Origin of the sequence: Vibrio sp. zbq_1, assembly GCF_043102935.1 — a bacterium.
Taxonomy (GTDB): Bacteria; Pseudomonadota; Gammaproteobacteria; order Enterobacterales; family Vibrionaceae; genus Vibrio; species Vibrio parahaemolyticus.
This window is the reverse complement of record NZ_JBICJH010000004.1, coordinates 787,308-800,682: the sequence shown is the minus strand read 5'-3', so window position 1 is coordinate 800,682 and position 13,375 is coordinate 787,308. Positions and strand designations below refer to the sequence as shown.

At 41.8% G+C, this 13,375-nt stretch carries 20 protein-coding genes and 1 pseudogene; 7 read left to right on the top strand and 14 right to left on the bottom strand.

Translation table 11 applies throughout. From position 1 onward, the window contains the following. Positions 1 to 17 precede the first annotated feature (17 nt). Entirely contained in the window at positions 18 to 176 is a 159-nt protein-coding gene (locus ACF8CV_RS03925) for a YoaH family protein (protein WP_005455352.1), read from the top strand. 762 nt (positions 177 to 938) lie between these two features. Continuing rightward, positions 939 to 1,328, top strand: a complete 390-nt coding sequence (locus tag ACF8CV_RS03920; protein WP_017447541.1) for a universal stress protein — start codon at positions 939 to 941, stop codon at positions 1,326 to 1,328. Positions 1,329 to 1,376: 48 nt separating this feature from the next. On the opposite strand, the gene ACF8CV_RS03915 is transcribed toward ACF8CV_RS03920, so the two are convergent. Together ACF8CV_RS03915 and ACF8CV_RS03910 are read right to left on the bottom strand one after the other, a co-directional pair. Further along, positions 1,377 to 1,589, bottom strand: coding sequence for a hypothetical protein (locus tag ACF8CV_RS03915; RefSeq protein ID WP_005479370.1), 213 nt, complete (start codon positions 1,587 to 1,589; stop codon positions 1,377 to 1,379). A gap of 333 nt (positions 1,590 to 1,922) precedes the next feature. Beyond that, positions 1,923 to 2,756, bottom strand: a complete 834-nt coding sequence (locus ACF8CV_RS03910; RefSeq protein WP_138937293.1) for a LysR family transcriptional regulator — start codon at positions 2,754 to 2,756, stop codon at positions 1,923 to 1,925. Between the two features lie 81 nt (positions 2,757 to 2,837). On the opposite strand from ACF8CV_RS03910, the gene ACF8CV_RS03905 reads away from it, so the two are divergent. The 3 genes and pseudogenes from ACF8CV_RS03905 to ACF8CV_RS03895 all read left to right on the top strand — a co-directional run bounded on the left by ACF8CV_RS03905 (position 2,838) and on the right by ACF8CV_RS03895 (position 4,111). After that, positions 2,838 to 3,077 (top strand): hypothetical protein, encoded by a 240-nt coding sequence (locus ACF8CV_RS03905; protein ID WP_069509768.1) that lies wholly within the window; start codon positions 2,838 to 2,840, stop codon positions 3,075 to 3,077. Positions 3,078 to 3,531: 454 nt separating this feature from the next. Continuing rightward, positions 3,532 to 3,768 (top strand): annotated as a pseudogene (locus ACF8CV_RS03900) (DUF3693 domain-containing protein); the annotation flags it as partial. Next, entirely contained in the window at positions 3,746 to 4,111 is a 366-nt protein-coding gene (locus ACF8CV_RS03895) for a phage protein (protein ID WP_208871033.1), read from the top strand. The pseudogene ACF8CV_RS03900 and the gene ACF8CV_RS03895, both read left to right, overlap by 23 nt. 39 nt (positions 4,112 to 4,150) lie before the next feature. Here ACF8CV_RS03895 and ACF8CV_RS03890 read toward each other — a convergent pair whose 3' ends face one another. Both ACF8CV_RS03890 and ACF8CV_RS03885 read right to left on the bottom strand, forming a co-directional pair. Next, complete coding sequence (locus ACF8CV_RS03890) at positions 4,151 to 4,549, bottom strand: hypothetical protein (protein WP_208871034.1); 399 nt, start codon at positions 4,547 to 4,549, stop codon at positions 4,151 to 4,153. 155 nt (positions 4,550 to 4,704) lie between these two features. After that, positions 4,705 to 5,442 carry a hypothetical protein gene (locus ACF8CV_RS03885; RefSeq protein WP_208871035.1) on the bottom strand — a complete coding sequence of 246 codons (738 nt, stop codon included), beginning with the start codon at positions 5,440 to 5,442 and terminating at the stop codon, positions 4,705 to 4,707. Positions 5,443 to 5,737: 295 nt separating this feature from the next. On the opposite strand from ACF8CV_RS03885, the gene ACF8CV_RS03880 reads away from it, so the two are divergent. After that, the gene (locus tag ACF8CV_RS03880) at positions 5,738 to 5,992 is read left to right on the top strand and encodes a hypothetical protein (protein WP_208871036.1); all 255 of its coding nucleotides are present in this window, start codon (positions 5,738 to 5,740) and stop codon (positions 5,990 to 5,992) included. 321 nt (positions 5,993 to 6,313) lie between these two features. On the opposite strand, the gene ACF8CV_RS03875 is transcribed toward ACF8CV_RS03880, so the two are convergent. The 9 genes from ACF8CV_RS03875 to ACF8CV_RS03835 all read right to left on the bottom strand — a co-directional run bounded on the left by ACF8CV_RS03875 (position 6,314) and on the right by ACF8CV_RS03835 (position 12,262). Beyond that, the gene (locus tag ACF8CV_RS03875) at positions 6,314 to 7,456 is read right to left on the bottom strand and encodes a zonular occludens toxin domain-containing protein (protein WP_021035986.1); all 1,143 of its coding nucleotides are present in this window, start codon (positions 7,454 to 7,456) and stop codon (positions 6,314 to 6,316) included. After that, positions 7,453 to 7,767 carry a DUF2523 family protein gene (locus tag ACF8CV_RS03870; RefSeq protein WP_017822026.1) on the bottom strand — a complete coding sequence of 105 codons (315 nt, stop codon included), beginning with the start codon at positions 7,765 to 7,767 and terminating at the stop codon, positions 7,453 to 7,455. The genes ACF8CV_RS03875 and ACF8CV_RS03870 overlap by 4 nt, the downstream gene beginning before the upstream one ends. A 1-nt stretch (position 7,768) precedes the next feature. Then, positions 7,769 to 9,058 (bottom strand): methyl-accepting chemotaxis protein, encoded by a 1,290-nt coding sequence (locus tag ACF8CV_RS03865; protein ID WP_238988922.1) that lies wholly within the window; start codon positions 9,056 to 9,058, stop codon positions 7,769 to 7,771. A 371-nt stretch (positions 9,059 to 9,429) separates the two neighbouring features. Continuing rightward, entirely contained in the window at positions 9,430 to 9,663 is a 234-nt protein-coding gene (locus ACF8CV_RS03860) for a phage coat protein (RefSeq protein ID WP_208871038.1), read from the bottom strand. Between the two features lie 10 nt (positions 9,664 to 9,673). Beyond that, complete coding sequence (locus tag ACF8CV_RS03855; RefSeq protein WP_208871039.1) at positions 9,674 to 9,919, bottom strand: single-stranded DNA-binding protein; 246 nt, start codon at positions 9,917 to 9,919, stop codon at positions 9,674 to 9,676. Between the two features lie 11 nt (positions 9,920 to 9,930). Continuing rightward, positions 9,931 to 10,284 carry a DUF1293 family protein gene (locus ACF8CV_RS03850; protein ID WP_015975173.1) on the bottom strand — a complete coding sequence of 118 codons (354 nt, stop codon included), beginning with the start codon at positions 10,282 to 10,284 and terminating at the stop codon, positions 9,931 to 9,933. A gap of 3 nt (positions 10,285 to 10,287) precedes the next feature. Next, complete coding sequence (locus tag ACF8CV_RS03845) at positions 10,288 to 11,436, bottom strand: replication initiation factor domain-containing protein (protein WP_005477651.1); 1,149 nt, start codon at positions 11,434 to 11,436, stop codon at positions 10,288 to 10,290. Continuing rightward, entirely contained in the window at positions 11,420 to 11,635 is a 216-nt protein-coding gene (locus ACF8CV_RS03840; RefSeq protein ID WP_005477640.1) for a hypothetical protein, read from the bottom strand. The genes ACF8CV_RS03845 and ACF8CV_RS03840 overlap by 17 nt, the downstream gene beginning before the upstream one ends. Before the next feature lie 3 nt (positions 11,636 to 11,638). Next, positions 11,639 to 12,262 (bottom strand): 3'-5' exonuclease, encoded by a 624-nt coding sequence (locus ACF8CV_RS03835; protein ID WP_208871040.1) that lies wholly within the window; start codon positions 12,260 to 12,262, stop codon positions 11,639 to 11,641. 126 nt (positions 12,263 to 12,388) lie between these two features. Between ACF8CV_RS03835 and ACF8CV_RS03830 the strand changes: the two genes are divergently transcribed. Next, positions 12,389 to 12,757, top strand: coding sequence for a DUF3693 domain-containing protein (locus tag ACF8CV_RS03830; RefSeq protein WP_046875304.1), 369 nt, complete (start codon positions 12,389 to 12,391; stop codon positions 12,755 to 12,757). A 306-nt stretch (positions 12,758 to 13,063) separates the two neighbouring features. Here ACF8CV_RS03830 and yciH read toward each other — a convergent pair whose 3' ends face one another. Further along, the gene (gene yciH / locus ACF8CV_RS03825) at positions 13,064 to 13,375 is read right to left on the bottom strand and encodes a stress response translation initiation inhibitor YciH (RefSeq protein ID WP_020835292.1); all 312 of its coding nucleotides are present in this window, start codon (positions 13,373 to 13,375) and stop codon (positions 13,064 to 13,066) included.

Genomic DNA, 13,375 nt, shown 5'->3' with positions numbered 1-13,375 from the left:
TTGAGGAGCCTTTTTTTATGTTTGACGATTTACCACCTATATCGCACAAAGAGCAGCAAGAAGCTGTAGAACGAATTCAAGAACTGATGGCAAAGGGCACAAGTACAGCCGAAGCGATCAAAATCGTGGCAGAGCAGATTCGCGCAGAATACGCAGCCAAACAACAAGACAGTTAATAGAAGAAGCAGGGCACAGACCCTGCTTTTTTTTGCCCCTTTCTTAATCCATTTCCCATCAAACAATTTAAGTCATTCCTTTACCGCGTAACACAACCTTCTTAACTACAGCAGTAAAAGAGCCAACCATTTAGACGAAAGTAGCAGGTAAAATTTTACCAACTCATCTTTATCCATAAGCATGCTGCAGTGGCTACTTTATAGTCATTCAGGTCAATCTGGGTTAAAGTTAATATTAATCAGTAAGTTATCGTAGAGTTATTTGCTTTCCCAAGGTTTTTGTGTGATTTAAATGTAATTAAATTACACAACAGCCATTAAGGGGGATAATTAGCCAGTATAATGTGTTGAATTTTCCATTAAGATACAGTGTCACAAAATAAAATTGGAATTAGGTGCTTATATATAGTTCCATACAAAGACAGTAAGTACTTGCAGACGGTGTGTCAGAACTGCTTATCCAGGGGCTATATCATTAAAATTGCGGCAGAGTTTTTGATGATCTTTAATCTAGATTTTCAGAGCGCTTAGAGGCAGGAGCCACTACGGACTTAGTTTTACAGCATCGGTTACTAGTCAACTTAAGTTACGGTGTAATGTTTAGTGAGAGGCTTTTGATGTTTTAGGGGGATATGTTCGAACAGCTGAGCTCTTAGAGATGGGGATTTGGATGTTTTCATTTAGATATCGGCAGGTAAGCCGATGTTTAGTGTGTTCGATAAGCTAGACTAAAAGTAGTACCATTCAAAATAGGAGAACGTAATGAGTTATGGACATATTTTGGTCGCGGTAGACCTTACTGATTCCAGCAAAAAAGTCATCGATAAAGCAGTTTCTTTAGCGAAAGATGAAAAAAGTAAGCTTTCCTTAGTCTATGTAGATGTCGATAAGATTATTCTAGAGTTGAAAGAAGAACGAAAGTTGCAGAATGCATTACAAAAGCTTGCTGACGAGTGTGATTACGAAGTCCATGACAGTATGGTTGTAATTGGTGATCTTCACATCAAGCTCTCCGGAATTGCGAAGGAAGTAGGGATAGATCTCGTTGTATGTGGCCATCATCATAGCTTGTTGAGTCGTTTCTTTTCTTCTGTCCCTAAGCTTGCGAACGCCATAGAAGCTGATTTGCTAGTCGTGTACTTAGATGATTAAACAATGATGAGTAAAAGCCGAACCAAAGGTTAGTTCGGCTTATATCGTTTATCGAGTTAACGAGAATGGCTTTTTGGACAAAACAGAAACGGATTCAGCATTTGAAGCCATGTCAAAATGTACGTTAACTTGGACGCCTTCTCGCTCAAAAGTAACATCGTCAAAATCTGTCATGGCGATTTTGAACCCGTTCTTTGCAAAAAGGCCAGTAACCATGGTGCGCTGTTTAATTTCTAAAGCGGACGCCAGTAATTTATCCATAGCCAATATCCTTGTTTTTTATGGGGGTCACAAACACCATACCGCTCGCAGATTATGAAATCAATTGATTATTGAGCTGTACTAGATTTATGTTTTAGTCAAAGTCAATTGATGCACTATTTAACGTGATATGCATTCATTAGAAGCATTTCCGAGGATATGTTTTACCACGATCTCTGTGACGCAAAGCATCATTCCTCTATTGAGATAATTGAATTGACAATATCGTTAACATAATTTGTTACAACTTAACTTTGTTTTTGAGTGTTATTTGTCATTTTTCGGCAGACCTCAAATGAGTAAGTCCAACTGGATGTGACACCGTAATTATAGTTACTTTTCCCCTAAGATCGCTGTGAGCTCTAACCTTATGAAAGATGAAACTTCGGCCAGCTTTCTCGGTAATGGATTTTGATAGGGGTAGGCGACATACATTGACTTTTCTGTGCTGTATGTATGGGTAACTTTTAAAAGTTCTTGATGACTACTGCCTTTTAACAGGTAGTTGGGTATTACGCCCAATCCCACACCTTGCTCAACAAAGTTCAATAAAATTGATGTATTATCGACCTCTATCACATCACAATAACTTTTTCTTATTTCTTCCTTATTCGAATGATTTTTATATATAAGAAGAGTGCTACTTTTTTCATTGCTGTTGTTAGAAATTAGAACATCATTATAATTCCCAACTTTATGCGCAATTAAATTATCATCAACAACATCATTTAGTCTTATTGCAATATCAACATTGCTTTCTAATAAATTCTCGACCTTATTACTAGACGAAATTTCAAAAATTACCGCAGGGTATCTCTCTTGTAATTTTCTCAAAATACTGCCGAAAATTGATGAAGCTATAGAGTTTGGCATTGTTATCTTGAATTTACCGCTAATACAGTCAGTCAGTGATCTGGCTCTATAGTTTAGTTCTTGTAGCTTACTTAATGTTTCAAGAGCCAGAGGACTAATACTTTTCCCATGGTCAGTTAAGACGAGCTTTCGAGTCGTTCTATGCACCAATGTTACGCCTAAAGCAGTTTCAAGCATCGCGAGTTGACGACTGACTTGAGCCTTTGATTTTCCAAGTTCCTTAGCTGCTTCAGTTAAAGAGAGGTGTTTGCATATTGCCGCGAAGTTGATGAGTTCGCTATTGAGCCATTCCATGATTGTTACCTATCTGCAACTCTGAGTCACGTTGTCTTTTTGGAGGCTGAACAGTATAACTTGCATCAACGGAGGGGGAAAATGATATTTAAAAGTTACGAAGAAGTGGTTTCTGAATACCACTTGGAGCAGATTGTTAATAATATAAAAAATGGGATTATTAACGTTTCAGGCAGTGACGATATTAAATCTTTAGTCAACGATAGGAACTATAAGGTTGACATTATATCAAAAATAACATCTTTGAATAAAAGTAAAGTTAGCATGTTAATTGAAGCGGCTTGCGTTATCCATAATGAAATTACTGTACCAAAAATATAAATAAAATTATTTTAGTAATCGATGTTGCATTATCAAGTTTAAGTACAAATTATGTTGAGGTTTATGAATATGAAAGTAATAAAACAAAATACGAAACAATTATCCTTGCCAGAAATAAGTTTTTCTAAGTTAGTTGTACAAACCATAAATTTTTATACTAGAGTATTTCGCGTGTTGTTTGGTGGTGAGTTAAGGCATCGGTACTCAAGAAAGCAAAACGTACGGGCATCCGAAGAGCTAAGCGACCATATGAAAAGAGACCTTGGTTTGTGAAGTTATAAATAAAACAACAGCTCAATAAGCCGAACCTTTGGTTATGAGGTTCGGTTTTTACACCTCAAATTTTCATGAAAAAATAAATTATTACACTGACGTATACACGAGATCGTTGATAAGGCTTGGTATAGCCGTTCCAAACATTGCTTCAACCTGAGGTACCATGTGGGCTTGAAGCAATGATAATCCACAGATAAAAGCAGTATGGGAAGGAACTGCAAAAAAGTTTAATGGGCTTGGATTATCAGGTATTTCAATGGCTTGTGCCGGATTGGCTCTAGTGATTGCAAGTCCACAGGAATTACTATTACAGTGCGCATTATATCTGCTTATGTTGAATGCGATTGCATATGCCAGTCCTATAAAATGTCTCTCTTTTGAGGGACTACTCAATGAAGTATCACGAAATGACTAAAAACTATATTTTTCGTGAATTTGAATGTGGTTTATCCGTCGAACAAGCTGCTGAACTTTGTTTGAAAAATGTGAGAACGGTCAAAGAATGGGATAAGGGGAAAACCATTCCTCCTGAGTGTAAACGACTCATGAGAATGACAAAAGGAAGGGAACTGAGCCCATCAGAACAATGGGAGCACTTTAAAATGCACTACGACAGACTAGAGCTTCCAACAGGACAGCTGGTAACGGCTCAGCAAGTTTTGACTGGAATTGCGTTGTTAGAGATTGGAGCATTGACTGATTTAGAAGCTGCGGGAAAAGTATTAAAGTACGCTAGAGCATTGAAAAAAATCATGTAAAAGTATAAAAGTTAGGCTATGAGCCTAACTTTTATTTCTTTATATCAAGCTATTTTTACTTAGAAAGTTATAAACAAACTCAGAAATATTTTTGTCAATTGATTTAACGCTACTGCGCTCTAAAATATCTACGTAGTTTTTATCTAAGATAGAATTGTAGTCAGAATAAATTCGACCTTGAGGATCTAAGTACAAGTCAAAGTATAAATCGTCACCATCTAAAGATACAGTTTCAAATTTAACTCGCAATCTGATGTTTCCATCTATAAAGACAACTCCATATTTTGATTTGAATTCATAAGACAATAAATTAATAGTTATAATGTTATTTTCAAAACTAACATAGTCTGAAGATTGTAAGTAATTTCCCAGCATAGAGTATTGCTCTATTAGTTTAGGGAAAAAATATTCTTCGCATTCTAGTATATCTAAGTACATAAATAGACTCAGCCTCTATTCTTCTTCTCGGTTTTGTCTTTACCGTGATTGTAACCATCTTTCACATATCGAACACCAGGTGGACGAGGTGGAGGAGGTGGAGGACTTGGTTTTTTATCATTCTTGTTGTCATCTGTCACAAACTTTACTCCTCATTAGAGAACGTCCTTTGACCTTGGCGATGAGAAGTTGGTGATGGGTTCTCCACCGGAATCGTTACATGGTTGCGTACAGAGCGAATTCCTATCGGTCGCGATGGTGGCGATGATGGTTTTGTCTGTTTCTGAGGTGCGTCCTTCTCTGACATTTATATGTGCTCCTGATAGATTGGTTTCTTCGATTAAAATAGGTTTTGTAGGGTGTTTTAAATCTAGCTTAAAAGCTATAAAAATTGCGAATGCTAACGAGAAGGGTAAGAAAGATATTACTAACCACTTTACTGACTCAAAAGCCTTTTGAGATCTTTCATCGTTAAGCTTGCAATTATGATGTGTAGAATTTATCAAGTTCTCTTTGATAAAGAGTTTAAGTTCTTTATCCGCAAAATCGGGGTCATTTTTGTACTTAGTGTAATAATCATTAGTGTCTTTATAATAATCATCAAACACTAATGGAGATTGTAAATATTGATAAGTACTACCATAGAATGAGAAAATAGAGTATCTCATGCTCTTTAATACGAAAATAAAATACATTGCCATCAAGTTATAAAATACCAGAGAGATTAATTTATTATTTTCATAATCTATAACTTGTAATGTATACGTAGCTAAATTAAGCCAAGCAAACGTGAAAACGATAATCGTTTGCAAGCGAAGGTCAATTTTCTGCTTGGACTCTATTTCGTGATAATACTGTTTTTCGTAAAAAACAAATTTATTGTCTGTATACATTTCAAACACTGCTATTGAGATAAGGGAGCTACCCCTTGCATAAAAACATGAATATAGTACACCATAGAGTTTAAAGAACTCAACTATGTTCAGTTCTATAAGTGGCATTGCTATGAAGGCCTAACAATAGGTATCGACCAGCTCCAGTTCTCTCCGAAGGTCAGAGGATCGTTTAGAAATGGCCTGCAATACATAATTTGCATAGCACGAGCGTGCTAAATCAATTATTTTCTTGATTTTGTGTGTATACGGTTTCATATTATTGACACACATCAAACGCCTGTTAGGAGGCACAATGTCTAATGAGTACATGGGAGATATTCTAAAAACAATCCCACATTGGGATAAAGCAAATAAGAAGTGGAGAACTGAATATTCCACACTGACAGACACTGAGAAAAAGCATGCAGCAGCATCAGTTGTTTTAGAATTGATTAAAGCTGATATTTCTGCAACGTCACAACGTACGGGAACAAGGCTAGATGAGCATCTAAGCAATTTACCGAAATATATATCTCAGGTAATTGTGGCGTTAGAAGAAGACGAGTAAAACGAAACTTTTATGCATGCTTGTATTTAGTAGATTCAGCCGAGCTTTTATAGTTCGGCTTTTTTGTACCAGAGCACAAGGTTAGTAAGGAGTGGGAATTTACCCCCGTAATACAGATTCGGGGGTTTGCTCCGCTTTTAGGTCCCTCCCGCAAAGCGGGCCCCTCCCAAAATGCTCGCAATACCGCGCACATAATAAAAAAGGGCTCGTATAGAGCCTCATGATTAAGTTCGGTGTGGAAGTGCCAAGGTTTGGTGTCCTACATGTTCCGCTTCCTCGGTCTACGCAGACTGCGCTAGCTTCGACGCTGTGGCGAGCGGTCTAGATATGGACAGGCATGTTTTGCTGCAATATGTCTGATGGCTTTTCTCTTTGGCCGCACGTGAAAATCCTCTCTGTTTCTTCCCAAGTCACTCGATACACGCAATCGCTCAACACTTCGAACTGATACCCAATCTTTACCAAGTCCAGATGATCGAAACTGAATAGCTTGTCGCGACCATCGTACACATCGATGTATATCTTGTAGAACGTCAGGTCACGGTCGAGTTCGGCAGCATACTTCAGCCGTTTGGCGTAGGCGATTTGCTTTGCGTATCCGGTGATATAGAAGTCGTAGTCTTCCAAAGGCCCGAACCCTGATGCTTTCTTTTTCTTCTTCGCTTTGGTTTCTGCCGTATCTACCGTTGGCGTTCCGTCAGGCAGCTGCGCTTGTACTGGCTGTGGTGGTTTAACGGGGTCGGGCGGTTGCTCTGGCTCCGGCCACCAAGCCCAGATATTGAAAACCAATCCAAGCGATAGCAGCACCCCCGTTCCGACGACAGGCCAACGCTTCCAGAACGGGCGAATGTCTTTTGCTTCGGCTTCCTGCACTTGCTTGTTGGATTGCGAATGACTCTTATAGAACGGGAAGTATTCCGACTTATAAAATCGGGTAGAGGTGTTCACCACTTCACCGGCACAACCATCTTGCACTTTCTTGGTGTAAGAACTGGTTGAACCCATGGCCGTGTTCTTTGTGCATCGGTAGGTCACTTCAATCATGTCCTTAATGTCTCGATGCACTTTGCGGATGTTCTGCGTGAGCAAGATAATATCGACACCGTAGTGACGGTGTATTGAGTACCATTCTAGAATGGGCGCGGCCAAGCCTCGACTTGGCAAGCTCATGTGCGCCTCATCGACCACATAAAGTGGTCCTTGTCCTTTTTCATTGCGCCATTCGTCCGAGTAGTCTTCAATCTGGCTGAACGGGCGCGAGGTTGAACCGAAATCCGTTAAACGGCCATCCACGATTTTGATGAGTTCTCGAACGTCTTCACCAAACACCTTAACGAACCAATCAATGTTTAAGGTGATATTGGTGATGACTTTGCGGCCATCCTTAATGGCCGGAATAATGTGGTAGGCAACAGCCTCATAGGTTTTACCGCCACCTGGTCTTCCTGCTATGGCGTATATCATGAACCTAACCTCGTAAACGGAATCAATTGCAGCATCAAACGCACCGTAATGGCGGCCAGAATGATGGACAGACATTGAGGCACGCCAACTGCAGCCATGACCCAAGCCACCGTAGGCGGAATGCTGGTCATGTACTGGCTCATATCGACCGGAGCGAATAGGGAGAACACTCCAGAGAGCAACAGATTCACCATTGCCATGATTTGCTCAACCGCCCAAAAGAACAGGTCTTTGAGCATGTTGACCAGCGAGATTAAAAGTTGATAGAGGAACACCAACAACTTGTTAAATAAATCGACTAACCAATCCATATTAACCTCCAAAAATAATACGACGCGCCGCAAACACTGACGTCATGATGAGCACCGCACGAATAAAACCGAACACCCAATCAAAGCTGATTTGCTCTTCAAAACTGAAGTCACCGAAGAACGGCACAGGGAGCACGAAAGAAGGGCGCTTGGCACTGGATAAGTCAAGGTCACCAAACGAGCTGACAAAGTTGTCGATGGTGTTATGTTTGAGATTGTCTAACTGACCGGACACCAAACCACCTAAGCCATCGGGATAGGCCGACTCATAAAAACCTGTACAGGTTTGAGATTCGATGCACGTACCACCCGTACCTGCGCCAGACGTATCTGTGTTGGCAATGCCGTCTAAGATGTCGGAAATGCCGGAAACATCCTCCGCGATACCATCCATTGCCCCTGCAATTTTCTCTACATCATCACCCACACCACTAATTGCATTGGTGTTCTTGTTCACGGCCGTGGTGATGTCAGCATTCGCTTGTTGGATAAGGGCCTTAGTGTTTTCGTAAATCTTGTTGTCGTTGATTTGCTGCTTTTGAATGGCTTGCGTATTGGTGACCATCGACGCATTCAATGCAATGATTTGGTTTTGAACGTCAGCACTGGCTTGATTGATGTCGATGTTCATATCATTTAGCGCCTTGTTGACATCCGAGTTCAAGCCTTTAATCGCATTCAATACTGCCATGTCTGTTGAATCATCAGTATCAGGGTCTTCAACATCCGGCTTTTTCTCAGTATCCGGTGGATTCACCGTATTGGTTGAGCCATCAGGTAATACGCTAGGGTCTTCGATGTCGCCTGTTGGGTCGTCAGGGTCATGAATTGGGTCATCAGGAATGATAGGAGTATCAGGGCCATCTTTACCCCAGAAGAGTGTGCCACCTTCACACTGATTGCCCGTGAACTGGAAGTTACCGTGACATAATGTGTTTTGAGTCCATTGACCAGACTCGACATCCGTACAAAGCGTAGTATCACTGGGAATGCGGCCTAATTCGCAACGGGTTGCCCCAAAGTCGCCATAGCATGCCCCAGTGACTTGTTCACCGTAGACGTACGCAACCCATTGAAGCAGCTTGGTTTCATCAATGGATTTTTTGAACTGGCAAGCGTCCATACAGGTGCCATCAGGGTTTTCACCATACTCACATGCAGGAACGATGGGTTCACATGAGACGACGTACCCGTCTTCTACTTTTTCATGGTCGGGAGGACATTGAGCTGAATTTTGAAAGAATCCTGCTGCACGATAAAGAGGCCAAGAAGCACTGGTTGTGTGACACATAATATCTACAACGTATTTGCCATGCCTCAAATAACAGGACTTAGTCGAGAAATCTTTGTAGTTAACAAACTTGTTTTCATAACAAGAGACATAAGAGGCAGGGTTAACTCTCATACCCAATAGCAACTTACAATCGGGATAAGCTGAAACGTCTGAAACCTTATATGTTGGTTGAGCCGCGCTTGCATTAAGTGATAAGAACAAGCACGAAAACAGAAGTAAAAAGAGTGATTTATTCACGTTTTCACCATTAAAAAAGGGGACCGAAGCCCCCTTATCCTCTAAAGTTTTGGCTGGCCACGTATCCGGCAATGCCACCCAAAAGCACAAAGACGATGAGTTGGACATCGTGGAGAACGGCCAACATAAACTTAAGCCTTGTTCACAGCACGCTTAGCAAGAGTGATGGATTTGTAAGCCATAGTAATGCCGACAATCACCAGACCTGCCGCGCCGATTTTGGTTGCTACACCAGATAAGTCGATAGCGGAGAACGGGTCAGCCGTACCACCTTCCGCCGCCATAGCAGGGACAGAAAGCACCGCAACAGTGACGGTTGCCGCCGCTTGTTTACCGAACTTTTTAAGCGCGTTTAGACGTTTCATAACAGATTCCTCAAAGTAGTTTTATTAAACGTATTGCCATCTTGATGGCGTAAGTTGAGAGATAGCCGCCAACGAACACCAAGGTAAAACCCAAGCCGAACGCTTGAGATATCTCTCCTGGAGTCAGCTGTGTGTAGCTCATTAACGTGTCATATTCTTGAGCTGTCACCATGACATAACCACTGCATGAAGCCGCTTCAATGTCAGGAACGACAGCGAGAAAACCGTCCACGTTAGGTAGAGCACACACAGGCATAACGAAATTCCTTATTTAGCCTTTAGCGAGGCTTCAAAATGTTTCTTGATGTCGTCATCCACAGGGATGAGTTCCGTAACGATGGCACCCGCCAATGGGTCTTCTGGGTTAATCTCCAAGCGCAATTGGTATTCACGACGAGGAACGAGAGCACCAGTACGTTCAAGTAATAGGGCGTATTGATGATCAATCATCAAAGGTTGATCCCATTGGGGATTCACATCACCGGATTCACCGATAGTGCGGCGTTTGAATTTCTCCGAGTTGATTTCACGTAGAGGTCGTGACACGTTCAGTTGAGCACTGTCACCACGTGCTGAGTTCCAAGTGATATCCATGCCAAGTACAAAAACGGATTTAGCCATTTGTTAAGTCTCCAATATGTGAGTCACCAACTTGCCGTAGGTATCGGGGAAGGTGAATTTCGTTCCATCACGGACAAGGGAACCGACCACGGTTTCAATGTCGCCCTCATGGAACTCGATAAGTGAATTAAGGATTTTCCCGTACTGGCGACGCATCCAGTGCGCAGAGGCCAACAGGTCTAACGCCGCGCGTTTCGTCGGGACGGGTTTGGTATTGAATTTCTTTGCAGTAGAAATCGAGGCTGCGAAATCATTCAGCGCGGCATACGCGCCAGCCGGATTCAGCAACACATCAACATTCCATTTTTTAAGCTCGACTTCGGAGCGATACCAGACAAGGCCAGTGTTCGCGAGTTTCTGCTCAAGAGCCTTGTTGTAGATACGCCAGTAAATGCGCGAGGTACGCGAACCAATCGAGTATTGCTCTTTGGTGTAAATCGGTTTGCCGTCTTTGCCGATACTGGCAATGGTCATATCTTCATGAAGCACAGGGCCACGACCACGTTCGGCGGTGCGGAAACAGTCGTCACGCCACGCCTTGTAAGCGTATTCGCAATCAAAAATCCCGTCGTAATCGTCATAGGCCAAGTCAACACGCGCCAAAGTTTGCACACCAAGTACATTGGTCAGCCAGTCATGTAGCGACCACGTAGGACGACGGGCAAATACATGCTTGCATCCCGTTCCGTTGATTTGGAAATGCACCGTGTCATTGTTACCGCCGATACCAACGAAGCCGCAGAAGTCCTCACCATCTGGCGAAGTCAGTTTCATGGATTCGGTGTAGAACTGGAAACCCAAACCGCGAGGTGCTGACAGCGACAAACCAAGCACTTGGTTGGTGAAGATGCGCAAGCAGTCTTCCAAGTAATTGCGATAGCAGATATCAAATGCTTTGTTGTACGCATCAATCTCGTCGGAAGTCTGAGCGACCGTCGGATTAAACACAGGTGGAGCAGGGAACTTAGGTGCACGACAGTGACGCTGTAACAGTCCAGATTTGGCAAAGCCTTTGTATTCCTCATGCTTGTGCAATCGACGAACCGCATCATGACAATGACGTAAGTCTTTCACTGCAAACGTAAAACACAGGTAATCAATATGAACGCTTTGCTCATCGAAACTTTTAAGGATGTTAGTTGCAGTAGTCATCAAACACCCCCAAATTGATACGTTGTTCAACGGTCGTGTTGGTGATGGACACCAACTCATAAGAAGTAAACTGAGAGGAAGCCCAAGACTCAAGATGAGACATGGATTTAAGCAAATCCCATTCGTCGCAACCTTTGACCAACACAGAAACCGTGTAGTCAGGCAGCAAGTCGTAATAGATGATTTGAGCTTCGTTCATGGATTAAGCCTCTGAACTAGGCTTAGTGACGCTGTCACAGTTTTGATTGTTTTGGTTTTCAATCAGTGAGTTAACGGCGTGAATCAATCGACGAGTCATTTCACAATCAGCCAGTGCACGGTGCGCTGTTAAGTCAGACACATCAACATTCTGTTGAGCGCAAGCGTTGGAAAGTGATTGCCACTTGTAATCTTCATGGTGTTCATTCCAAACACCAAAGAACTCTGCATACCAAAGCATTGCGCACTGAGGAACACAGAACTTGAAAAACAAATCGTGAACGGATTGCACGTAAGCAGCGTTACAGTGCTTATCCAAAGATTGGATAATTAAGCGCGTATCAAAATCTGAGTTGTAGATGATGATTGGGCGACCGTTAAGAAGCGGAAGAAAATGGTTTGAGAAGACTAAGTGAAAGTCGGGTGCATCCTTAACGTCTTCATCGGTGATGCCATGAATAGCCGTTGCGTCAGCAGGAATCGAACATGTAGGTTTAACAAGTTCGTTCACGATAACTTTGCCAGTGTGAGCACAAATAGCTGTGAACTCGACAATTTCTGCTTGAGAACCTAAACCAGTAGTTTCCGTATCAAGAATGATCGCGTTCTGAGTAGAGAGTTTTTTCATAGCAACACCAAGCAAATTTAACTGAGTAACCAAATTTGGTTATTAGCGTAATCACCAAAATTGGTTAGCACAAGACACCAAAAATGGTGATTGATAAGCTAAACTGACGGAAACGGAGGAAGCGGTATGTATCAGAACAAACTATTAGATGCCTACAAAAAGGCTCAAAGTTACGTACAAGACAAACAAATTGCAGCGGATATGAATGTGCCGCCGCAGAGAATCAGTGATTTCCGCAAAGGAAAGCGTTATATGACTGATACACAAGCAATTTTTCTTGCAGAGCAATCAGGTTTAGACCCTGAGATTGCATTGCTGGGTTGTCACGCTGATCGCAATGATAATCCGCAGATAAAAGCAGTATGGGAAGGAATTGCAAAAAAGTTTAATGGGCTTGGATTGTCAGGAATCTCAATGGCTTGCACTGGATTAGCCTTAGTGATTTCAAGTCCACAGGAACCACTATTACAGTGCGCATTATATGTGTTATGTTAAATATGTTGGGGTTGTCATTAAGTTCATGATCTTGCCGAAATCAACCAGTTACCTATCAGATCACCTACTTGCCAATTTATTGTGATGAGTCTACGATAACTTCATAAGTAAAAATTATGTGGTTTATGTTAGGTTCATGAATTAGTTTATTTAACAGTATTCTGATTTACCATAAAATAGCTAATATCGATCTATCAATCTTCGATTGCTTGTTCTTCAATTAGCTCGTTGTTTATTGCAAATAAAAATGGCGTCTAATCATATAGACGCCATTTTTAGTTTATCTGAGATTTTAATGTCAGGAATTTAGCCACCAGCTAGTTTTACTGCCATGCCTTTCTTTTCAAGGTGCGTTTTGATCTTATCTCTTGCGTCCCCTTGAATTTCGATGGTGCCATCTTTGACTGAACCGCCACAACCGCATACTTTTTTAAGCTCTGCAGCGAGCAGTTTCAAAGGCGCGTCGTCCAGGTCTAATCCTGAAACGATACAAACGCCTTTGCCTTTACGGCCTTTGGTTTGGCGCTGAATACGAACAATACCGTCGCCTTTAGGACGAGCTACTTTTTCTTCTTCCGGTTTAATGCGTCCGGTTTCTGTTGAATATACCAGGGTCAT